The organism is Bombella saccharophila (genome assembly GCF_026385475.1).
Taxonomy (GTDB): Bacteria; Pseudomonadota; Alphaproteobacteria; order Acetobacterales; family Acetobacteraceae; genus Bombella; species Bombella saccharophila.
Genome location: NZ_JANIDW010000001.1, coordinates 892,309 through 913,540 on the forward strand (window position 1 = coordinate 892,309; position 21,232 = coordinate 913,540).

The following is a 21,232-nucleotide window of genomic DNA, read 5'->3' on the forward strand; positions in this document are numbered from 1 at the left end:
AGCCAGAGGAACAAGCGGGGGCTGGGCATAATTGCGGATGACAGTCCAGCTCATATGACAGCTGAATATCACGCCGTGAAATGCCGTCTTTGTGAACAGAAAACCGTGGTCACAATAACAGAGATTGAGAGGGACTGAAAATGGCCCGCATAAGATCCATTCATCCAGGGTTCTGGACCGATGAAGCCACGCTCGAGATGTCGATGCAGGCCCAGCTTTTCATGATCGGCCTCTGGAATGAGGCTGACGATGGCGGAGCATTCGCATGGAAGCCACGCCAACTTAAAGCCCGCCTGATGCCCATGCACAACGTCGATGCTGAAGCGGTTCTGTCTGAGCTGCTCAAGATTGGCGTCATCCGTCAATATGAAGCTGATGGCCAGATCATTGGAGCAATTCGCAACTTCGGCAAGTGGCAGTCACCCAAGAAGCCAAACCGCAAATTCCCGATGCCGGGAAAGATCGTAAAGTTCTGCGCAACAGAGAACGTGCCGAGCATTGGGGAGGAACATAAGGAAAACAATTATCCCAATGTTCGCAACTGGAACCCCAGCAGTACCGATAAAAATGGCACCTCTTACCCATCAGTTCCCCACCAGTTCGGAACCAGTTCGGAACCAGTTCCCCTAGGAAGAGGAGAGGAAGAGGAAGAGGATATACTCTCTCACTCCGTTCGAGAGGCGCACGCAAGCGATCCGGCCGCTCCCCCGAAAACAAAATCTCCACCGTCCAAGCGGGGGCATCGCCTGCCCGACAACTGGCAACCATCTCAGGAGCTGATCGACTACGCCACCGAGCGCAGCCTCGACCCGCAGCGAGAAGCTGATGATTTCCGGGACTACTGGCACTCCAAGCCGGGTGCCGGCGGGGTGAAACTGGATTGGGCCGCCACATGGCGGACATGGTGTCGTCGCAGCGCAGACCGTCGGCAAGAGCGATTTTTGAACAACACCAACCATTCCAACGTCGCACCATTCCCCCGCCCCATGAGCCGAGACGAGGAAAACCGCCGGGCCTCTCTGGATTTTTTGAAAGGTCAAGCCAATGGCTAACCAGCTAAAAACATCTGAAAACTCGCAGTTCCTCGCCATGATACGGGGCGGTCAGATCGAGTACAGCCCGGTTCTGGTAGAGGCTATTCGGGCTCAGGATGATGCGCCGGATGCAAGCCGGCTGCCCTACCTGCCCCGTGCTGTTGTGGCCGAGGCAAGACAAACCGCCGAGGCGATGGAAGCCAAGTATCTCGCCGCCCCAGAACCGGAAGAATTGCGGGATTTTTTGGTGAAACTGCATCAATCGCTGAACGCTATTGCCGTGAAGCCGTTGGATCAGGAAACGCTAGGGTTGAGGATTGCAGCGGCCCAAATGGCTCTGGAAGATTCGCCATGCTGTGCGTTCGGGGATGGGTTCGCCAGAGCCTGTTTCAAGCGGTTCAAGTGGATGCCGACCCCGGCTGAATTACTCGAATTGGCCGAGGAGCGGGCCGCAGAATGGAAGCGGAAGATCAGCAAGGTGCGCCTGATCGTGACCCACGACAACGGGAAACGATTCACGCTGGGATACGCCCCGCCGCCAGAGGATGACGCCACGGAGCCGCTCCAGCTCACCAGCGAGCAGAGCGACCAGCTCCAGCGGCAACTCAGCAGCACGTTAAGCCGGTTTAAGAGCAAACGAACAGCGATGGAATAATGCTCCAATTAGAGATGCCTTTCTACACGCCGCAAATCCCCCGAACAAATTTACCAATCCAGAGGATAGAGACGCTCTCATGACTAATTACGGCCGCGCAAATTGTAAATAATGAACGAAAAGGAGAGCAGCACAATGACAGGGCCAACACGCGAACGCATGAGAAAGCCGGACTGGGAAAAATACGGGCGGAAACGTCGCCGGTCAGACACGCTAGCGGTATTACGCCCACGGGTGGGTGATGATGTCATCGCAGAAGCCGCCCGCTGGATAACGGACTGGGAACTAGCCGTGAATGGATATTGTGATGCTATGAAAAATGGCGGCCAGCCACCGGTTCCGGGTGATGTGTTCACCTTCAATGCCCTACGCGGTAAGGCGTGGCGTCCTATCAAAGGATTCTGGCAACACGCGGGCTATCAACGTCATTGCCTGCTGGTCCAGATGCTGGCCTACAGCTGGTCATTCGCTGCCATAGGGCGTTATCACTGGCCGCATTTAAAAGAAAGGCAAAGAAATCATAAGGCCTCCACGGAATGTCAAACGGCGTTGCTTATGCTGGCTGATTTCTGGAAACAACAGCGCAAAAGTGAGGCGGGTCGCGCCATTGCTGCGGCGCGGCTTTATCGCTCTTGTCCGTCCCTGCCTCCACTCTGCCGGCAGTTCAATCTAGCGGCTCCCGGCATGAGGCAACTGATCGCACGTGGAGAAAAAATATTAGGCAGGCCAAAACATGCCTTGACAGCGACTGCATGATAACAGTAGAAAATTGTCACGATTCGATTTCTGTATCTACCCTCCTTCATCACCTATACGACAACGCCCCGCCGGACCTGAAATCCGAGCGGGGTTTTCTGCCTTCAGAGGTTCCCATGCCCCGCCCCGCCCCTCTCTCCGCACGCCGGATTGAGCGCGGGAGTGTTGTGTCTGGCCCGTGTGGGTTGTTGGCTATTGTGGTGGGGGTGAAAGGCGATACAGCCGTGCTCTGTCGTGTCCTACATCGTCCCCGACATGCCCACCGTTCTGACGTGCCGGTGCCGATGTCTGACTGCCTAATGATGGGCGTGATGGTTGGCAACAAGGTCCGCTGTCGCACGTTCCGGCTACAGCTCAAATGTCTGCGCCCCCGACAGGACGGCGTGAGTGCCGACCTGTTGCAACGTGTGCTGATTGCAGTGAAGAAAGAAGATGCGATGACCCGCTGGGAACGCTATGAGCGTAGGTCAACCGAAGTGAGCAGGATTTATGGCTAAGAAGCCGGTAAAGAAGGCAACACGGCCAAAGCGGCCAAGTGTTCCTTACTCCAAGGGCCTCTTTGAAGAAATGCTCATGGAGATTGTCGAAGGTAAGACCCTTCGTGCCATATGCGGCCCAACAAACCGCCCGTCATGCCCCACATTCCTGAAATGGATTCATCAGGATGACGACCTGTTTAAGCAGTACATGCGCGCGCGAGAAATGAGCGGCCACTTGATGGCTGATGAGGTGCGAGAGTTGGAGGGGCTAACCAACCCTGAGAACGCCGCCGCTCATCGTGTGAGATTTGAAATGAAGAAGTGGGACATTGGCCGCCGGGCTCCCAAGATTTTTGGAGACAAGCAGACGCTTGAACATACTGGCGAGGGCGGCGGCCCCGTGCGGGAAATCAGGCGCATCATTGTGAGGCCGGATCATGGAAGCGAACAGTCTGGCCCTTGAGACACCTGCTGTCTTCGAGCCCCTTCTCCGCCCTACCCGATATAAGGGCGTCTGGGGCGGCCGAGGGTCCGGGAAATCACACTTCTTTGCCGAGCTGCTCGTGGAGCAGGCCCTCATGCGTCCCGGTTTCCGGGCTGTCTGCATCCGCGAGATTCAGAAGTCATTGGCCATGTCTGTTAAGCAGCTGGTTGAAGACAAAATCAACGGCATGGGGCTGGATGACAGCTTCGAGGTGCTGGATAAAGAAATACGCACACCGGGAGATGGGATTATCATATTTCAAGGGATGCAAAACCATACGGCAGACTCTATCAAGTCGCTGGAGGGTTTTGACGTAGCGTGGGTTGAGGAGGCGCAGTCTCTCTCCGCCTTTTCCATGAAGCTGTTAAGGCCCACCATCCGCAAACCGGGCTCTGAAATATGGTTCAGCTGGAACCCGTCCAAAGAGACCGACCCGGTAGATGCGTTCCTGCGAACACCAGAGGCGGATGCCGACCCGGAGATCGTGGTTATCAACGCCAACTGGTCAGATAACCCGTGGTTCCCAGCCGTTCTAAACGATGAGCGGGAACGAGACCTGAGGAACCGCCCGGATGAGTATGACCATATCTGGGAAGGCGGATACCAGCAGACGACCGAGGCCCTCATATTTCGTAACAGGGTCGAGTATGGCTGCCGCTTCGAGACGCCGGATGATGCCCGGCTCTACTTCGGTGTTGACTGGGGTTTCGCAAAAGACCCTACCGCCATAGTCCGCTGCTTCATTCAGGACGACGTGCTGCACATCGACCATGCAGAAGGCGGCATCGGTATTGAAATGGACGCCCTGCCCGCTTTGTTCGATCGTGTCCCCGGTTCACGGGAATGGCCGATCATGGCCGATTGCGCTCGACCAGAAACGATCAGTTATCTGGCCAATAAATACAGATTCCGCATTGGCCCGGCCAAGAAGTGGAAGGGTAGCGTGGAAGATGGGATCGAGCGGCTGAAAGCCTTCCGAGGCATCCGCATTCATGAGCGGGCTGAGAAAGCTGCCCGTGAGTTCAGGACGTATTCCTACAAGGTCGACCGCCAGACAGAGCACGTCCTGCCGAAAATAGAAGACGCTAACAACCACTGGATCGACGCCCTTCGTTACGCCCTGGACGGCCTCATCCAGAACCGCCGGACGATGCCGGACTTCTCCGCCTTCGCAGGGCCGCCAACCATTCGCCGATCATTCGTATAGGACGCATCATGTGGCCTTTTAAACGTACTCCCGCACCCTCGCAGGAGAGCGCAGGAGACGTGCGGCCAGAGCGCAAGGAACCGTTTATAAGGGCTTTCCGCCACGTCGAGCGGCAAGCGTATGACGCCGCCCCGCCTCTTGCCGTCCGTCTCGCCCCCTGCCGTCCAGCCCCGGGAGTTGTGCCGGAAGGGCAGCGGATGGCGTTCGATAGCGCACTGGATGGCGTCGCCGCCTCGCTGGGCGCATACGCCTCAGGGAATGCTGTAGCCTTACAGTCGTGGATGGCAGATGGCCTTGGCTTCATGGGCTATCCCCTTCTCAGCCAGATGGCCATGCGGGCCGAGTTCCGTAAGCCGTGCGATGTCATCGCCCGTGAGGCAACCCGGGAATGGGTCAGGCTGAAATCCACGAAAAATCTTGACGAAGCCGAGTACGACACGGACGAGGAGGCCCGTGCGGCTCGTGAAGAGTTGTCGCAGGATACGGCGCAGAAGATTAGCGACCTCGAAGCTGAGCTGAAACGGCTGGACGTTCGGCGGCTCATGTACCGCATGACGCTCGACAGCCTGCTCTATGGCGTCTCATACGCATGGATAGACGTAGGCAGCCTGCCAAAGGACGCCACGGGCCAGAATATACCGCTCAAGCTGACGAAATATGGGGTTGAGAAAGACAGTTTTAACGGGCTGAAACGGATTGACCCGGTATGGACTGCACCGAACTACTACAATGCCGACAGTCCCTACCGGAGCGGGTTCTATGACCCGGACAACTACTGGGTGCAAGGATGTCTGACCCACAAGGACCGGCTGCTGAAGATGGTGCCGTATGAGGTGCCTGACATCTTCAAACCAGCCTTCAACTTTGGCGGCCTCTCCCTCACCCAGCAGCTGCGCCCTTATGTCCACAACTTCCTGCGGACCCGCAACAGCGTCAGCAACATCACGGCCAATTTCTCCAAGTTGGTGCTGAAAACCGACATGACGGGGAACATGGGCGCACCCCAAGGGGGTATGGAATGGGGCGTCAATCAGGCGTCAATTCAGGGCCGCGCGGCCTTCATGCAGCAGGTCTCAGAGGGTCAGGATACGATTGTCGCCGACCATCAAAATGAGGACGTATCGATTATCGCCACGCCTCTAGGCGGTCTGTCTGACCTGCAAGCGCAGGCAATGGAGGCGATGGCATCCATCCCCGGCATCCCGCTGGTCAAACTGTTCGGCATCACCCCTAACGGCCTGAACGCCTCATCCGAGGGTGAAATCCGGGTCTTCTACGATGAGATAGCTGCCTTCCAGGAAAACAACCTCCGGCCCGTGCTGGAGCGCGTCCTGCGTCTCGTGCAGCTGCATCTATGGGGTGATGTGGATGACGCCATAGACTTCGACTTCGTGAACCTCTGGCAGCTGGACGATGAGAAAGCTGCTGCGGTGGAGCGCACCAAGGCCGAGACCGACAAGGTGAACATCGAGGCCGGAAAAATCACGCCGGATGAAGCCCGGATGCGTGAGGAGCAGGACCAATCCAGTATCTACAGAGGGGTAAATCTCTCTGGCGATGCGCCGGGCATCCCTGAACAGGATATGCCCAGCTTTGGCAGCTCTGGCGATGAGAGTGATACTGACGGGATGGAAGGCGTCTAATGGCAAAGCTGCGCGCTCCGGGCAAGCCCGTTCGACTGGCTAAAGGTCGGGTGAACGCTGGCGTAGGGGCAGCCTATTACGAGCGGATATGCCTGCTCATCAAGCGGATGCACCGCGATACCCTGCGGACGATACAGGTGCATTACCGCCGTGCTGAGCCGGAGCTGGCACAGGATGCCAATCCTGTCACATCCCTACGTGATGTGCTGCGCAAGCTACGTAACAAATGGTCTAAGCTGTTCAACGAACAAGCTGAGGCGTTGGCTGAAACCTTCATCAAACGGGGTCAGAACGATGCGGAAGGTGACCTACGGCGGCGTTTGAACCGGGCTGGCTTTGGCATCACCTTCAAGCCAGATGCCGACCTCAAGCGCAAGCTCAGCATCGCCACGGAGCAGAATGTGGCCCTCATCAAGAGCATTGGCGAGCAGTATCAGGACCGTGTGCAGGCCGTGGTAACCAATACCGTTACCAGCGGCAGTAATCTAGGGAAACTAACCACCCAGCTTGAAGCCTCCTTCGGCATCTCCACTCGGCGAGCAGCTATGATCGCCCGTGACCAGTCTCACAAAATCAACCAGAGCGTGGAGCGAGAACGGGCAACGGGTATCGGCCTGAAAGAAGCATACTGGCGGCATGTTGGCGGAGGACGTCACCCTCGCGAAGACCATGTGAAGGCCGATGGCCGCCGCTACTTCGTGGCCGAGGGTTGCAAAATCTCGGGCGAGTATATCCAGCCCGGCGAGCTGATTAACTGCCATTGCCGAGCTGAATACATCATTCCCGGCTACAACGATTGAGAACAAAATGACCATCCTCGCTTATGACCGTAGCGGCTCTGTCCGCAGCTTTGATGATAATGGCCGCCTGCGTGTAGAGCGCACCCCCATCAGCAAAGCCAATATCTGCGAGTATCTGGGTCGGGAAATACCCGACCATGCCCGGCTAGGCCTGAACCCGGACCAGATGTACCGCCTCCTGCGCGACCCGAAGGAACTGGAAAAGGCGGCGGACACGTTCAACTCCCTTCCGGTTCTGGAGGACCACACGCCAACCAGTGCGGACGCCCATCCTCGGGAACTGACGGTTGGGGCCACGATGGACAATGCCCGCTTCGAGGCACCCTACCTGATGGTCGGCATGGTCATCTTTGATGGGCCGACTATCCAGCGCATCCAGTCTGGCGAGCAGCGGGAGCTGTCCTGCGGGTACAATTACGAAGCGGATATGACGCCCGGCCAGTACGAGGGCAAGCCCTATGATGGCCGCATGATTAACATCCGGGGCAATCATGTTGCCCTAGTCGAAAAGGGCCGCGCAGGCCCGGACGTGCTGGTGAATGACAGCGCAATAACCAAGGAGAACAAGATGGACATGAACAACAAGGCGGCCCGCGATGAGGACGGTCTGGAACCGGTCATCGAAGCCCTGCGCCCCTTCATGGGCGACCTTTCCGATGACGCCATCCGGGCAAAAGCGGCGGCCCTGATTGATGAGGGCGATCGTGAGACGGACAAGCCCGGCGGCGAAGATGACGATGAGACCGGGCAGCAGGACGACCGCCTGACCAAAATGGAAGAGTTCATGCGGCAGGAGGGATTTACCCCTGCCCAGGCTTCCAAATGCCGGGAAATGTGCGCCGAAATGCTCAAGGGCGGCGGCGCAGAGGATGACGGAGAAGAGGTCACTGGTCCGAACTCCGGCGCTCAGTCTGAGGCGGAAGATGAGGACGACGAGGAAGAGAAGGAGCGCAGGCGGGGAATGGCGACCGATGCCGCCATCCGGAAGGCCCTCGCCGCTGACCGTGCCATGCGCCGGGCCACAGAAGACGCCCGCAATCTCGTGCGCCCGCTGGTTGGTGAGGTTTATGGCATGGACAGCGCCGCACAGGTCTATCGCTACGCCCTGCGACAGAGCGGCATGGCGATGGACAGCGTAAAGGGCGTGAATGAAGCGGGCCTCAAAGCTCTGGTCAATGCACAGCTTCGCAGCATCCGTGCCAACTACGAGACAGTCATGGCCGCTGACAGTGCCGCCCTCCCCTACAAAGCCCCCCGCAAACTGTAAGGAAATCCGCAATGAGCGAGTTTCAGAGTTCCGTTAATTACACATGGCCGCAGGGTTTTCCGGGGACGATCGCCTCCGCCAACCCTCGCCGGTCTGTCATCTCCCCCGAGGCCGGCTTCCGTGCTGGTCCGTCCGGCCTAACTATCGCCGCCTTCGCATGGGTCAATCAGGACGGCCTTACCGTATCCAACACAGGTACGGGCAAGCCTGTCGGTTTCGTCCACAGCGATCAGCAGGGTTTGACGACCCAGTATCTCCAGTCCGCTACCATGACCATTCCGGGCGGCTTTGGAGCTACCCTCTCCGCTGGTGGCGACTACTGGGCACGCTCCAGCACTCCCGCCAACCGTGGCGACAGTGTGTATGCCGCCACAACGGACGGAAGCATTCAGACGGCTCCGGCAGACAATGCGCCGCAGGGCACCGTTGATACAGGATGGACCGTATCGCAGGGCGGCCCAGCAGGCAGCGACATCATCATCACCGGCCCCCTTTCCTGAACTTCTGAGGTAGAAAAATGAACCAGACTACAGACGCACATCTGCGTTCTGTGACCCTTGAACAGCTGAGGCGCGACTTCGGTGTTCACGGCGTCATGGACCGGTCTAGCGGTGCTTTTGACAGTGCCGTTACGGCCCCTAACTCCGGCATCCCGTCCATTTTCTCCACATGGACGGACCCGAACATCAAACGGGCCATCATCACCCCGATCAAGTCGGAAGAGGTGTATGGGCAGGCCCAAAAGGGCGACTGGCTGACGGATACGGCACAGTTCCCATTCGTTGAGCTGTCCGGTGAAACGGCCTCCTACGGCGACTACAGCCAGAACGGCGATAGCGGTGCCAACGCTAACTGGGTGCAGCGTCAGTCCTTCCGTTTTCAGACATGGACGAAATGGGGAGAACGGGAGGCGGAACGCATGGGGGCAGCCCGTCTGGACTGGGTTAGCCAGAAGAACGAGGCGTCCATCTCCGTCCTGAACAAAGCGAGCAACCGCATCAACCTGTTCGGTGTGGAAGGTCTTCAGCTGCGTGGCGCACTTAACGACACGGCTCTGCCAGCCGCCATCCAGCCCTCGCCAAAGATTGCGCCTTCCGGTACGGCTACAGGCGGCAATGACTGGATGAGCACCACCGACCCGGTGCAGGTCTATAACGACATCATGAAGGCCTTCCAGCAGCTTTCCGTTCAGATGGGCGGTAATGTCACGCTGGAAAGCCCGCTAACTCTCGTCATTCCGACAGAACGGCAGCAGTGTCTTCTGTACACGAACCAGTTCCGTGTCTCCCTGCGTGAGCTGATTCAGCAGAACCTGCCGAACCTGACGATTGAGACCTTGCCGGAAGCAGGCAGCACCCTCTCCGGCGGCCTCAGCAAGGTAACGCAGATGCAGCTCTTCCTGCGGGAAGTGGACGGGCAGGAAACGGTCACGACCGCTTTCACCGACAAACTGCGTGCCCATGCCGTGGAGCGTTACAGCTCTTACATCCGCCAGAAGAAGTCCCAGGGCACATGGGGCACCATCTGGTTCTACCCGATCGCCTGCGTAACGATGGTGGGGATTTAATCATGGCCAATACCGTAACCGTACTCTGTCGCCTGCCCTCCGGCGTTACGCTGGAACTGCACGATCTGGACGGCCTGAAAAGCCGGGCTTCCTCCGAGGCTCCGGTGATGCAGGCCGCCGTAGCCCTGCGTAGCGTGACCCTAAACGGGGCCAAGCATGATCCGACTTATCACAAGGCCGAAGGCCGTCTTCTGGGGCGTGCCGGACGCACTGAGGTGGACGGGGACTTCTGGAAGGCGTGGCTTGACCAGAACCAGCGCAACCAGCTCGTGACGCAGCATCTTGTCTTCGCTGAGGCCAATGCCGCCAAGGCTGATGCTGCCGTGGCTGAGCTCGCCAAGGAAAAGACAGGCCTTGAGGGCGCAGACCAGAACGCCCTCCCCGGTGATGTGAAGAAAGCGGACAGAGAGTAATGGCTCAGGGTGTTGTTGATTTCGTGTATCCCGACTGGGCCGCCGCCTTCCCGCAGCTGGCCTCCACAGTCGCAGAGCCACAGACGGGGTTCCTGTTCCGACAGGCATGCCTGTTCCTCAACAACAGCCCACAATCCATCGTGCAGGATGTGGACGAGCGGCGCGACCTGTTGTGGCTGCTCGTAGCGCATCAGGCACAGCTTGGTCTCAATACAGCAGCAGGCAGCGGCTCATCGACGGGGATGCAGGGCGTGGGACGGCTGGCATCGGCTACCCGTGGCTCCGTGTCCGTCTCCTACGATGGGTCCGCCCTGCCCACCAATGCGGGCTGGTTCACACAGACGCAGTACGGCCTTACCTACTGGCAGGCCACGGCCCGGTACCGCCAGATGCGGATGACACCGGGAAGGCCCCACCCCGCAAGGATTTTCCCATGAGCGCACGGATGAGAGGCGGGGCCAAACTGGCCAAGTATCTGAATGATGTTCAGCGAAACGCCACTAATGCCAAGCGGGTAAGCGTGGGCTTCTTCAGGGACGCTACATACCCGGACGGAACACCCGTTGCCACTGTGGCTGCCGTGCAGGAGTTTGGGAGTGACCGTATCCCCGCACGCTCCTTCATGCGAACAACCATAGCCGAGCGTAGCAGGCAGTGGCCCTGTGCGGCTGAGGCGGCTCTACGAGCGACTAGATGCGATGCGCGGCAGGCTCTGGAGCGGCTCGGAGCAGCGGTTAGCAATGATGTGCAGCAGAAGATTGCGGCGATTACGGAGCCTCCTCTAGCTCCCTCAACGGTCAGGCAGCGGCTTAAGAAGGGCAGCGAGCGACCAGACAAACCGCTAATTGATACGGGCCACATGGCGCAATCTGTGCGCTATCAGGTGGATTACAGCGATGATTGACGTATTCGAAGCAGCCTCCGGGATGCTGGGGGATGTAAATCCCATGCAGGACGCTGTGCTGCGTGTTTCTGATGGCGTGGCCATCGCCGAAGATTACAGTGCAACCAGCACCTATCGGGACATCCCCGTACATATTGAAGTTCAGGCCCTCGCAGGGGGCGACCTCCAGCTTCTTGAGAACATCGAACAGCAGGCCGACATGCGAACGGTTTATATGCGAGGCGCAGTTCATGCGCTCAACCGACCACTAGATACGGGCGGTGACCTTCTCCTTTTTAACGGCGGCATCTGGCGTGTGACGCAGGTTCTTGAACAATGGGGAGGTGATGACTGGTGCAAAATAGCAGTAACCCGCCAAATCAAGGACGGGCAAACCTCGAACTAAAGCCTAGCGAGAGCGACATCCTGAAGGGCATTGGGGATTGGCTCGTGCAGAACATCCTCCCCCCGCCGTGGACTGTCCGACAAGGGCAGCAAAATGGCGTGGCCACCGAGGAAATGCCCTTCGCCATCATGCAGATTGTCAGCCGCAACCGCTACGCCACGAACAGCCGGCGTTATAATCCTGATGGATCTGTCACGCTCAACAAGCCTGAAAAACTGAGCGTGCAGGTTACAACCTTCGGAGAGGGTGCTGGCAATGCGGTCTCGCTCATCAACACCATGTGGCGCGACGCTGATGCCGTAGCATGGTTCCGAGACCATCTGCCCGGTTTTGCCCCGCTATACGCATCCGACCCGCGCCAACACGCCTTCACTACGGCTGAAAAACAGTACGAGGACCAGTGGTCCGTTGACCTTGTTGCCGATGTGCTGGCCTCCGTCACTAAACCGGGCCAGTCCGCCATCCACCTAGGGATGGAAACCGTTACGCAGGCTGATAACCTTCACACAACCACGGATAAAACCAAATGAGTACCATCCCCATTTCACAGACCGTGAAGATCAACCCCGCCACGCTTGGAACAGCTGGCGGGGTTTCTTTTATCAACGGCCTCATCATCACCACGGCGGCCAGTGGCGGGGCTATCCCCGCTGGGACGCTGCGTACCTACACACAGGCCAGCGATGTGGCGACTGACTTCACAGCCTCTTCCCTAGAGGCCCGCATGGCGGCCGTCTATTTCAGCGGCTATACGAATGCGGCATCCGCCCCCTCTACCCTACTCATCTATGTAGCAGCAGTGGACCATGAGGCAGACCCGGCAGCCCTTATGAATGAGGTGGCAGGCCAAACGCAGGATTTCGCAGGCTTCACCACAACATGGGAGCCGACACTCGCCCAGAAGCAGGCCTTCGCCACATGGACGGGCAGCCAGTCTGACCGCTACTGGTATGTGCCCTGGGATACGGACGAGAAGGCCCTTGCCTCGCAGAACAGTACCAGCTTCGGCACATGGTTGCAGGATCAGAACATCGACGGCACCACCCTGCTCTATAAAGACCCGCTAGCAGCGGCCTTCTGCCTAGGTTGGATGGCCTCCATCGACTTTGACGCCACGAATGGCCGGACGAACCTATGCTTCCGCCGCAGTGGGTTGCTTACCCCTACCGTAACAGATGCCGTAACCGCTTCCACATTGCGCGCTAATGGCTATAACTTCTACGGGGCCTATGCCAACGGACTTGGCCGCTTCCAATGGCTGGAAACTGGGAATGTGTCCGGCTCCTTCCTCTGGGCTGATAGCTACATCAATCAGATTTGGCTTAATGCCGCCTTCCAGTCCGACCTTCTCAACCTGCTGCTGAGCGTGGGGCAGATTCCCTACAACACAGAGGGGGATGGCCTCATCTCCGCCGCCGTGCAGGACACCATCAATCAGGCACTACGCTTCGGAGCCATCCGCCCCGGCGTGAACCTGACGGACCTTCAAAAGCAGCAGATCGACCGGGCCGCCGGAACCTCCATCAGCGACACGGTGAAGAGCCGTGGTTGGTACTTCCAGCCCAACGCCTCCACCGCCGCCGCAGACATTCGGGTCGCTCGAAAAAGCCCGCCCTGCCGCTTTTGGTACACGGATGGTCAAAGCGTCCAGTCCATTAACCTTGCCAGCATTGAGGTGCAGTAATGAGTAACAGCGATTTCATTACCTCAGCTGATGCCGTCTTTACTCTTACGGTAAAAACCCTTTTCAATGTGCCGGTTCGACTGGAGAACTGGTCTACTAACCGGGCATGGGAAGGGCAGGCACTCCGGTTAGCGGATACCCGGCTGTCCATTGACGGGAAGCTAAACAAGGGTTTCGTGCCGTCCGCCTACGACATGACGCTGAACTTCTCTCCCAATAGCAACACATGGGACATCTTCGATGCCATCCAGATGGCCACACGGCAGGCCCGGACAGTCTATGAGCTGAATGGGGAGCTCCAACTGCCCGGCCTGAACCGGAAATATACGTTCGTTTCGGGCTGTATCGTGGAGATGGCGGCGGTCCCTAACGGTGGGGAGCTGTTGGACGAACGGTCCGTCCATATTCGGTGGGAAAACGTCTTGCCAGCGAGGATTTAATTTATGAAATCCATTGAATGGACCCCTAAAGACGGGTCAGATGCAGGCAAGTGCTTCGTCATTTCCCGCATGTCCGCCTTCACAGCGGACCGCTGGGCTCGCAATGTCGTTCGCTCCCTCGCCCGTGCGGGCGCAAACACCCCGCGCGAGGCCCTGCAAAGCGGGATTGCTGGCCTCTCCGGGCAGAGCATGGCCCTGTTTGGTCATATGAGCGATGAGGACTGCGACAAAGCCTTCCAAGGGCTTTTGGACTGCGTGACAATCCGCCGCGACCCCGGGAACCCCGCCGTTGAGGCCGCACCCCTCATCGAAGCTGACATCTCAGACCCCAACACATTGCCCGCCCTGCGAACGGAGGCGTTCCGGCTTAATGTGGATTTTTTCAAGGCCGCGATTTACCAGATTTATCCTCTCATCGAAGCTCTGCGGGAGCCGGTGATGGGCGAAAGCCAGCAAGATGCGTGAATGTGTCTGACCCCCTCGCTTTGGTGATGGGGGCCAAACTGGCAACGCTGCATGAACTGAAGACCATCTACGATAGTGAAGATATGTGGCTGCTCTGGGAAATCGCGGCAGTGGAGCGCGTAAATGGCAATTCTTGATACCCTGACCGTTCAACTTCTGATGGACAGCGGGAACCTCGTTAAAGGGGCCAAGCAGGCAGAAGAAGGGCTTGCCAAAACAGATAAAGCGGTCGGGAAGGCAGGGAAAAGCCTTGAGGAAGTGGGCAAAAAGGGGGCAGATTCATTCGCCGCCTTCCGGCGGGAGGCTCTGGGAGCAATCGCCCTGTTTACGGGCGGGGCGGGTATCGCTTCCTTCACGCATGATATCGCCGCCGCTAATACAGCATTAGGTAACCTCTCCCGGCAGCTAGATATAGCCCCGCAGAAACTCACTCAACTTCATGAAGCTGCTAAGGCTGCCGGAGTGAACCCGGGAGATATAGACGGCCTATTCAAGGGGGTTCAGAACAAATACGCCTCCTCCGCTACAAGAGGTGAGCTAATGCAGCTCTCTGCTTTTCTGGGTGTGAACCCTGTAGACCAAAACGGACATGTGCGGGGCGACCTTCTGGACCAGATTGCTCATTCAAAGGTGTTCCTGAGCAGCAGCCGGGCCGTTCAGGACCGATACCTAGAAGACTTCGGAGGCTCAGCCTCTCTCAACAATCTAGTCAGCCGCCCCGATTACGATGCCCTGAAAAAACGCTTCGCAGGCCTCGGGCCTTCGCGAGAGCAAATCAGGCAGGGCGAGCAGCTTCTATCTGACTGGACAGAGCTAAAAGCCAACACCGATCAGGTGATGCAGAGGGTCTTCTCTGAGCTGGAACCATCCCTGCACAATTTCCTACAGGCCATGATCGCCATCGAGAAAGCGCACCCGCAGGAGATTGCGGACGGCGTGGCCGGGATTGCGGCGGCCCTTTCTGTCCTTTCCGGCGTTCTGACCGCAAAATCATTTCTGAAAGTGTTCGGCGCACTCTCTGGGGCAGGCAAGGTAATTACTGGCGGGATAGGGTCCACCCTTGGGTTGGGTGCCGTGTATGGTGTCGCCAAAACCGTCATGAATGACGTATCCTCTACAGGAAGAAGCCCATGGGATACGGGCGTCGGCGAGCTGTATGCCTCGCAAGCGAAAACGGGGTCTGGTGGGGTCGATCTCGACCGTCTCACCGGGGCCGTCGCAATGCAGGAAAGTCACGGAAACCCCAACGCTTATAACCCGAAATCCGGGGCCGCTGGTGCATTGCAGTTCATCCCCTCCACCTATCGCTGGCTAGGCGGGAAGAACCCCTATGATCTCGATGAGTCATGGCAAATTGGCCAGAAATATCTAGGGCAGCTTTTGGCAAAATACCACGACCTTTCAAAATCTCTTGCCGCCTATAATTGGGGTCCGGGGAATTTAGACAAGGATATTTCTGCCCACGGGGATAATTGGCGTTCTTTTCTCCCCGCCGAGACCTCAGACTACCTCAATAAAGTCGGTCGTAATTACGCCACGGGGAATATTGTGCATCACAATACAACTCATGCTCCAAATATCTCCATTGCAATCAACGGAGCCGGGAAAACGGCTCATGAGATAGCGCAAGAGGTGGCGCGGTCTCTGCCGCAACAGATGGCGCAAAACGACCAGAGGACAATGTAATGGCAGATTTTAAAGCGGCCCTATCCGGCTTTGCTGGGGGTGCCATTACTGACTGGGCCATCCAGCGCGCCGCACGACAATGGGGCATCTTTCTTCCCTATGAGGACAAACCGCCAAGCCCTTTTGCTCGCGTCCTCGGCGATGACATAGACAGTCTTCTCAGCCGGAAGCCAAAAAACATCCTCTCGGCAGCGCACGTGGAAAGCCTAGACTTAACCCGGCAGACCACAGTTTCCACTGCCCCGCAGGAAGACGGGGCCTTCATGGCTTATGACAAAGTACAGGCCCCTTACACCGCCACCATTCGCTTTGTATGTGACGGCTCGGAGACAGGCAGTATAGCAGAAAACCTACTCCCCGGCTTTGTGCGCGGGTTGCTAGGTGACGGCCCGGATAGTATCCGGCGGGACTTCATCGCTACACTAGAGACTTTAGTTGCTGATACGAAGCTGTATTTCATCGCGACCCCCGAGCGTATTTACAAACGAGCGAACGTCATCGGATACCGATTTACCCGTAACATCAGCACAACCGGCATAATTGCTGCTGATGTGACAGTGCAGGAAATCAGGAGCGCAAAAACCTCCGGTTGGGTGAATACTAAGCACCCTCAAGGCGCACAGAAGGAAAGTGGAGGATACGTTCAGGCAGGAGCAAACTGATGGCAATCATTCCGCTTAATGCCTCCCCTTCTCAAGAGATAACAACGACCCTATCCGGCGCGCCATGCCGCATCTGGCTCCGACAGCTCTCCACGGGGATGTATCTGGATTTATGGCTGAATGAACAGCCCCTCATCATGGGGGCCGTCTGCTTAACAAGCGTTGACCTCATTCGCAACCCGACCTCGCCCCTCTCCGGCAAACTGTTCTTCACCGACACGCAGGGCAATGACGACCCATACTACACCGGTGTAGGCAACCGCTTCTTCCTTCAATACGAAGTTTCGTGATGGCACAGACCAATCTTTCCGTGACCGCCCCCGACCGGTCCTTCACACGCAAGCAGATTTCAATCACCTTTAATGTGGCCCTACCCGGCGGCGGGACTGACAGCCTAACACTAGACGGAGCACACCGCATCCGGGCTACAATCAAACATGCAGGGATGAGCCTCGGGTCAGAACTTGCACTGACCATCGAAGGCATGAGCTGGCAGGATATGAACCGCCTCTCTTTCATTGAGAATCGGCCCAACGCTACCAATCCAACTCTAACTAACCAATCCAGCACAACCATCACCGTACGGGCCGGAACTTATGGAAACGCACTGCCAACCGTCTTCCACGGCAACGTGTTCAAAGCCTACGCCAGTTTCAACGGCGGCTCGGCCATCTTCACAGTCGTGGCCCGGACAATCTCTTTAGCCACGGCCGTAATCCCTCCTGCAATAAGCTACCGTGGCCCCCGCAACGTGGTGTCCATCCTCTCAGACATCTGCGCACAGGCTGGCATGACGCTAGTCGATCATGGTGGCTGGGGAAGCTATGCCACCCTCTGCAACCACTACGGCGAGGGAACCACCCTTAATCAGATTGAAGATATTATAGAGGCCATGGGGGGGACTTACGACTTTCGTCCGATCCCCAGCGCACAGGATGAGCGGGGGAAGTCTTCCCTTGGCACCCTGCACGTCTGGGGGCCGAACTATGACGGGAGCCGGGAGCCAAGAAAGGCCGAAACGCCACTGATCGGACCCGAGACCGGCATGATAGGCTACCCGGAATACAGCGCAACCGGGCTGGTGCTGAACTGCCTCTTCCGGCCCGACATTGCGTTCAATGCGCCCATCTATGTGAAAAGCAGCCAGATACCCGCAGGCTGGCTGACCAATGCAAACGGCCTGAACCAGCAGGGGCAGGCCGTCACGGCCCGCAACGCCCCGTGGGATGGCACATGGACACCCCGGAACATCACTCACGATATTTCCTCCGAGACCCTCAACGGCCCGTGGATGACCACGGCTGAATGTCAACGTACAGACCTGAGCAACCCCTATGCCTTCTCCACAAAATGACGCCCCTTACCTGACGCCCGATACGGCGACCAATGGCGCCGCCGCCGCCCAGCGAGCAACGGTACGCAACGCCGTGTCCAAGCTGGGGACACCTCTTCTGGTGAAGGTAGAGGCCGTCCATCCCGGCGAGGCATCCATCACAGGCTCTGTCGATGTGCAGCCAATGGTTCACCAGCAAGACAAACAGGGGAAGCCCTATCCCCGGCAGGTCATTCACAACGTCCCCTACCTCCGCATCCAGGGTGGCACGTCTGCCCTCATCATCGACCCCAAACTGGGCGATATTGGCTTCATCATCATATCCGGGCGCGACCACACCCACGCTGTCACCAGCCGCCAGCCCTCTCCTCCCGCCTCGTTCCGGCAGTTCGCCATGCAGGACTGTGTCTATGTGGGCGGCTTCCTGAATAATGGGCCGGACCAATTCATTCAAGCCACAGCGCAAGGCTGGCGCATCGTAACGCCGGGGATAGTCTCCATCGAGGCCACAAAAATCACGGCAAACTGCGACATCGAGACCAGTGGCGATGTAAAGGCTGGCGGTATCTCTCTCAAGCAGCACACACATGGCGGCGTCCAGGCGGGCGGTGGAAAGACCTCACCACCCTCATGAAAACTACCTGTCAAGCATCTTCCTGTCGCACAGATGGTTACGCTCAATTATGATGATGTCCGTATCCGGGCTATAGGCTGTCGCTGGGTTATCAGGAGCGGAACGGGCCATGTCGATGCCAACGATAATCTTGGACGCATATACAGCACAGGCACTTTGTGGTCTGTGGTTCAAGGCCCACACGGCCTTCTGAGCGGTATCGGGAGTCAGGCCAACACGGCGCAACCTGACAAGGTTCTCGCTGTTTTCTTCATCCCTAAGGGTTTTGTACTGCTCGTCTGTCAATGCTGGCGCAGAGCAATGTCCTGTAGCGCACATATGCTCAACCTGCTTCCTATTGAACTCACGTATTTGCTCCTGCGTCATCTGCTGGGACCGAGCCGTCCCCGCCAGCCCGATAACGGCGGCGGTAATAATGAGGAGGTGTTTCATGGGGTATCCTCTATCTGGATTTCATCAGGCCCAATTAATAGTTCATCGTTAAATATACCCAGATCACGAGTCGCTTTTAAGGAATGTTCGTACGAAATTTCAGCGTCTCGTAATGCTCTTCTTGCCAGTTCTTCCTCTAATCTATCAACCTTCAATCCATTTCTTATAGCCCTTACATTCTCAAGTTTTTTAATAAAATTTTTCTTAGCGGACATTGCGTTAGCTAAAATAAAAAACAACCCCATCTCTTCTGTAGCTGTGCGGCAACTTGAAGTGGATTGAGAAAAACTTTCTTCCAACCTCTGCACAATTTCAGCATTCATTGAATGCGACCTTGCATCAGCGGCCTCTTGAAGACGTTCATATGTTTCTTTGGGAATCCGCAGATTAAAGCGGCGATAACGGTCTGTGTTGTTCATAAGGAGATAATGGCACAAAAATTGAGCGTTGCCTATTTACACAACAGTTGTGCCATGGCATATGTTTTGTGCCGTTAAGGAGGCGGTAAAAATGGAAACCCAATTCCAAAAATGCAGGCGCATGACACTTCGGCTTAGGCCGGACGTTTATGAGGTTGTGAAGCGTTTTGCTGCTGAAAATTTTCGTAGCATGACTGCTGAAATTAACGAACTTCTGCTCGAAGCAACAAAAAAGGCATCGGGAGCCAACCAAAGCAATCCCGATGCCTCTGAACAGTGACCACGAAAGGACACCTTGTGACAAATACTAACCTAATCCCCTTCTCTTTTGAAGGAAAATCTGTCCGCGTCATAAAACAGGGCGATACGCCCCATTGGGTATTGGTTGATGTGTGCGACGTGCTGGAAATCCGCAATAGCCGTGATGCATCTTCCCGTCTGGACGATGATGAAAAGGGTGTCGGCATTACCGACACCCTTGGTGGCCCACAGGAAGTTGCTATCATCAACGAGTCCGGCCTTTGGTCCCTCGTTCTCACCAGCCGCAAGCCAGAGGCAAAACGGTTCAAGAAGTGGCTGACCGCAGAGGTCATCCCCGCCATCCGCAAGACGGGCGGCTACATGGTGGCAACTCCGGAGGAAACGCCGGAGCAGCTTGCCCTCCGGGCCATGCAGGTTCTGCAAGCCACGGTTGACCGGCAGAAGGTCCAGATTGCGGATATGCAGGAAGATGTTTCCGCGCTGGACCGCATCGCCAAGGCGGACGGGTCCCTGTGCATCACGGAAGCCGCCAAGGCTTTGCAGATGCGCCCCAAGGACCTGTTCGACTACCTCAGCCGGAACAACTGGATTTACCGCAGGCCGGGCGGCAAGACATGGCTTGGCTATGCCCAGCGCTGCAACACGGGCGATCTGGAACATAAGGTGCATACCGTCCTCAAGGCTGATGGCAGTGAAAAGGTCTGCGAGCGCGTCCTTGTGACAGCCCAAGGCTTGCGGAAGCTGGCCAAGCTGCTCCCGTCCCGCTTGCAAGCCGTGGCCTGACCAACATTGTTCCCCGCCCATGCGGGGATTGGGGCACCTTAGCGGGTGCTTTTTCCCTTGAAAACAATACTATAATCTGGTACCAGAAAAGCATGAAGGCGAAGCACCGCAAAACCTTGGCACTGATCTTCAAACGACCCGTGTCGGGCAATATCTCATGGGCCGACATAGAGGCCCTGTTCATTGCGCTGGGCGGGGAAGTATCGGAACGTGAAGGCTCACGTATCGGTGTTTTCCTGTTCAATGAGGTGAAAGTGTTTCATCGCCCTCACCCTCAACCCACCACAGACAAGGGGGCTGTGGCCTCGGTAAGGAAATGGCTGGAAAGCAACGGAGTAAAGCCATGAAGAACATCATGACCATCAACGGGCATCGGGCTGTCATCGAGTTTGACCCTGATACCGGCCTGTTCCGTGGCGAGTTCATGGGGATGAATGGCGGGGCTGACTTCTATGCCGAAAGCGTGAAAGACCTTCAGAAAGAGGGGGAAACGTCCCTGCGTATCTTCATAGAGATGTGCAAGGAAAAAGGCATCGACCCCGTCCGGCATTACTCTGGCAAGTTTCAGGTCCGTCTGCCGGAGAAGGAACATGCCCGTGCTGTCGAGATGGCCGCTGCCCGTGGCGTCAGCCTCAACCAGCTCATCAGGGACTCTCTGGCGGGCATGGAAGCGTAACCCTACTCCACCCACCTGCAATACCTACGAACCCTCCCCTCACCGGGAGGGTTTTTTTATGCCCGGAGCCCCCATGAAAACCCTCTCCCTTACCTCTGATTGGGACTTATCGCTTGATAGCACCGGCAATCTCGTTGTGCTGTCTGATAAAACCGCCATTTTG

Annotated in this window: 31 protein-coding genes; 29 read left to right on the top strand and 2 right to left on the bottom strand. The window is 57.2% G+C overall.

Translation table 11 applies throughout. The features are described from left to right. Positions 1-140 precede the first annotated feature (140 nt). The 25 genes from NQF64_RS04090 (at position 141) to NQF64_RS04205 (ending at position 18,498) form a co-directional block, all read left to right on the top strand. Positions 141-1,052: a hypothetical protein gene (locus tag NQF64_RS04090; protein WP_266106532.1), complete on the top strand. Its 912-nt coding sequence runs from the start codon at positions 141-143 to the stop codon at positions 1,050-1,052. Further along, entirely contained in the window at positions 1,045-1,689 is a 645-nt protein-coding gene (locus tag NQF64_RS04095; protein WP_266106533.1) for a hypothetical protein, read from the top strand. Before NQF64_RS04090 ends, NQF64_RS04095 begins: the two co-directional genes overlap by 8 nt. 111 nt (positions 1,690-1,800) lie before the next feature. Next, a complete protein-coding gene (locus NQF64_RS04100) occupies positions 1,801-2,445 on the top strand; it encodes a hypothetical protein (RefSeq protein WP_266106534.1) in 645 nt (214 codons plus the stop codon). Beyond that, positions 2,442-2,942 (top strand): hypothetical protein, encoded by a 501-nt coding sequence (locus tag NQF64_RS04105; protein WP_266106535.1) that lies wholly within the window; start codon positions 2,442-2,444, stop codon positions 2,940-2,942. Before NQF64_RS04100 ends, NQF64_RS04105 begins: the two co-directional genes overlap by 4 nt. Further along, on the top strand, positions 2,935-3,387 hold the full coding sequence (locus NQF64_RS04110; RefSeq protein ID WP_266106536.1) for a terminase small subunit-like protein: 453 nt from the start codon (positions 2,935-2,937) through the stop codon (positions 3,385-3,387). The genes NQF64_RS04105 and NQF64_RS04110 overlap by 8 nt, the downstream gene beginning before the upstream one ends. Continuing rightward, positions 3,362-4,615, top strand: a complete 1,254-nt coding sequence (locus tag NQF64_RS04115; protein WP_266106537.1) for a PBSX family phage terminase large subunit — start codon at positions 3,362-3,364, stop codon at positions 4,613-4,615. Before NQF64_RS04110 ends, NQF64_RS04115 begins: the two co-directional genes overlap by 26 nt. A gap of 197 nt (positions 4,616-4,812) precedes the next feature. Then, on the top strand, positions 4,813-6,258 hold the full coding sequence (locus NQF64_RS04120) for a phage portal protein (RefSeq protein WP_266106538.1): 1,446 nt from the start codon (positions 4,813-4,815) through the stop codon (positions 6,256-6,258). Then, on the top strand, positions 6,258-7,058 hold the full coding sequence (locus tag NQF64_RS04125) for a phage minor head protein (protein ID WP_266106539.1): 801 nt from the start codon (positions 6,258-6,260) through the stop codon (positions 7,056-7,058). The genes NQF64_RS04120 and NQF64_RS04125 overlap by 1 nt, the downstream gene beginning before the upstream one ends. Positions 7,059-7,065: 7 nt before the next feature. Then, positions 7,066-8,325, top strand: a complete 1,260-nt coding sequence (locus NQF64_RS04130; RefSeq protein ID WP_266106540.1) for a DUF2213 domain-containing protein — start codon at positions 7,066-7,068, stop codon at positions 8,323-8,325. A gap of 11 nt (positions 8,326-8,336) precedes the next feature. Next, positions 8,337-8,825, top strand: a complete 489-nt coding sequence (locus NQF64_RS04135; RefSeq protein WP_266106541.1) for a structural cement protein Gp24 — start codon at positions 8,337-8,339, stop codon at positions 8,823-8,825. A 17-nt stretch (positions 8,826-8,842) separates the two neighbouring features. Further along, positions 8,843-9,892 carry a DUF2184 domain-containing protein gene (locus tag NQF64_RS04140; RefSeq protein WP_266106542.1) on the top strand — a complete coding sequence of 350 codons (1,050 nt, stop codon included), beginning with the start codon at positions 8,843-8,845 and terminating at the stop codon, positions 9,890-9,892. A gap of 2 nt (positions 9,893-9,894) precedes the next feature. Beyond that, the gene (locus NQF64_RS04145; RefSeq protein WP_266106543.1) at positions 9,895-10,305 is read left to right on the top strand and encodes a hypothetical protein; all 411 of its coding nucleotides are present in this window, start codon (positions 9,895-9,897) and stop codon (positions 10,303-10,305) included. Beyond that, a complete protein-coding gene (locus NQF64_RS09010) occupies positions 10,305-10,742 on the top strand; it encodes a DUF4054 domain-containing protein (protein ID WP_407651796.1) in 438 nt (145 codons plus the stop codon). The genes NQF64_RS04145 and NQF64_RS09010 overlap by 1 nt, the downstream gene beginning before the upstream one ends. Next, a complete protein-coding gene (locus NQF64_RS09015) occupies positions 10,739-11,209 on the top strand; it encodes a hypothetical protein (protein ID WP_407651797.1) in 471 nt (156 codons plus the stop codon). Before NQF64_RS09010 ends, NQF64_RS09015 begins: the two co-directional genes overlap by 4 nt. Further along, positions 11,202-11,594, top strand: coding sequence for a hypothetical protein (locus NQF64_RS04155; RefSeq protein WP_266106545.1), 393 nt, complete (start codon positions 11,202-11,204; stop codon positions 11,592-11,594). Before NQF64_RS09015 ends, NQF64_RS04155 begins: the two co-directional genes overlap by 8 nt. After that, on the top strand, positions 11,543-12,124 hold the full coding sequence (locus tag NQF64_RS04160; RefSeq protein ID WP_266106546.1) for a phage neck terminator protein: 582 nt from the start codon (positions 11,543-11,545) through the stop codon (positions 12,122-12,124). The genes NQF64_RS04155 and NQF64_RS04160 overlap by 52 nt, the downstream gene beginning before the upstream one ends. Further along, entirely contained in the window at positions 12,121-13,278 is a 1,158-nt protein-coding gene (locus NQF64_RS04165) for a DUF3383 family protein (protein ID WP_266106547.1), read from the top strand. Before NQF64_RS04160 ends, NQF64_RS04165 begins: the two co-directional genes overlap by 4 nt. After that, positions 13,278-13,718: a phage tail fiber protein gene (locus NQF64_RS04170; RefSeq protein WP_266106548.1), complete on the top strand. Its 441-nt coding sequence runs from the start codon at positions 13,278-13,280 to the stop codon at positions 13,716-13,718. The genes NQF64_RS04165 and NQF64_RS04170 overlap by 1 nt, the downstream gene beginning before the upstream one ends. A gap of 3 nt (positions 13,719-13,721) precedes the next feature. Beyond that, complete coding sequence (locus tag NQF64_RS04175) at positions 13,722-14,183, top strand: phage tail assembly chaperone (protein ID WP_266106549.1); 462 nt, start codon at positions 13,722-13,724, stop codon at positions 14,181-14,183. After that, positions 14,180-14,320 (top strand): hypothetical protein, encoded by a 141-nt coding sequence (locus tag NQF64_RS04180; RefSeq protein ID WP_266106550.1) that lies wholly within the window; start codon positions 14,180-14,182, stop codon positions 14,318-14,320. Before NQF64_RS04175 ends, NQF64_RS04180 begins: the two co-directional genes overlap by 4 nt. Beyond that, complete coding sequence (locus tag NQF64_RS04185; protein ID WP_266106551.1) at positions 14,307-15,869, top strand: transglycosylase SLT domain-containing protein; 1,563 nt, start codon at positions 14,307-14,309, stop codon at positions 15,867-15,869. Before NQF64_RS04180 ends, NQF64_RS04185 begins: the two co-directional genes overlap by 14 nt. After that, entirely contained in the window at positions 15,869-16,531 is a 663-nt protein-coding gene (locus NQF64_RS04190; protein ID WP_266106552.1) for a hypothetical protein, read from the top strand. The genes NQF64_RS04185 and NQF64_RS04190 overlap by 1 nt, the downstream gene beginning before the upstream one ends. Further along, on the top strand, positions 16,531-16,821 hold the full coding sequence (locus tag NQF64_RS04195; protein WP_266106553.1) for a phage baseplate plug family protein: 291 nt from the start codon (positions 16,531-16,533) through the stop codon (positions 16,819-16,821). Before NQF64_RS04190 ends, NQF64_RS04195 begins: the two co-directional genes overlap by 1 nt. Then, complete coding sequence (locus NQF64_RS04200) at positions 16,821-17,885, top strand: hypothetical protein (protein WP_266106554.1); 1,065 nt, start codon at positions 16,821-16,823, stop codon at positions 17,883-17,885. Before NQF64_RS04195 ends, NQF64_RS04200 begins: the two co-directional genes overlap by 1 nt. 73 nt (positions 17,886-17,958) lie before the next feature. After that, positions 17,959-18,498, top strand: a complete 540-nt coding sequence (locus tag NQF64_RS04205) for a Gp138 family membrane-puncturing spike protein (protein WP_266106555.1) — start codon at positions 17,959-17,961, stop codon at positions 18,496-18,498. A gap of 3 nt (positions 18,499-18,501) precedes the next feature. Here the strand turns inward: NQF64_RS04205 and NQF64_RS04210 are convergent, their stop codons facing one another. Next, complete coding sequence (locus NQF64_RS04210) at positions 18,502-18,930, bottom strand: hypothetical protein (protein WP_266106556.1); 429 nt, start codon at positions 18,928-18,930, stop codon at positions 18,502-18,504. After that, positions 18,927-19,349 carry an Arc family DNA-binding protein gene (locus tag NQF64_RS04215; protein ID WP_266106557.1) on the bottom strand — a complete coding sequence of 141 codons (423 nt, stop codon included), beginning with the start codon at positions 19,347-19,349 and terminating at the stop codon, positions 18,927-18,929. Before NQF64_RS04215 ends, NQF64_RS04210 begins: the two co-directional genes overlap by 4 nt. Positions 19,350-19,470: 121 nt before the next feature. On the opposite strand from NQF64_RS04215, the gene NQF64_RS04220 reads away from it, so the two are divergent. The 4 genes from NQF64_RS04220 to NQF64_RS04235 all read left to right on the top strand — a co-directional run bounded on the left by NQF64_RS04220 (position 19,471) and on the right by NQF64_RS04235 (position 21,069). Further along, complete coding sequence (locus tag NQF64_RS04220) at positions 19,471-19,629, top strand: Arc family DNA-binding protein (RefSeq protein WP_266106558.1); 159 nt, start codon at positions 19,471-19,473, stop codon at positions 19,627-19,629. Between the two features lie 17 nt (positions 19,630-19,646). After that, positions 19,647-20,393, top strand: coding sequence for a phage antirepressor KilAC domain-containing protein (locus NQF64_RS04225; RefSeq protein ID WP_266106559.1), 747 nt, complete (start codon positions 19,647-19,649; stop codon positions 20,391-20,393). Between the two features lie 92 nt (positions 20,394-20,485). Further along, positions 20,486-20,740, top strand: a complete 255-nt coding sequence (locus tag NQF64_RS04230; protein ID WP_266106560.1) for a type II toxin-antitoxin system HicA family toxin — start codon at positions 20,486-20,488, stop codon at positions 20,738-20,740. Then, the gene (locus NQF64_RS04235; protein WP_266106597.1) at positions 20,737-21,069 is read left to right on the top strand and encodes a type II toxin-antitoxin system HicB family antitoxin; all 333 of its coding nucleotides are present in this window, start codon (positions 20,737-20,739) and stop codon (positions 21,067-21,069) included. The genes NQF64_RS04230 and NQF64_RS04235 overlap by 4 nt, the downstream gene beginning before the upstream one ends. Positions 21,070-21,232 lie beyond the last annotated feature (163 nt).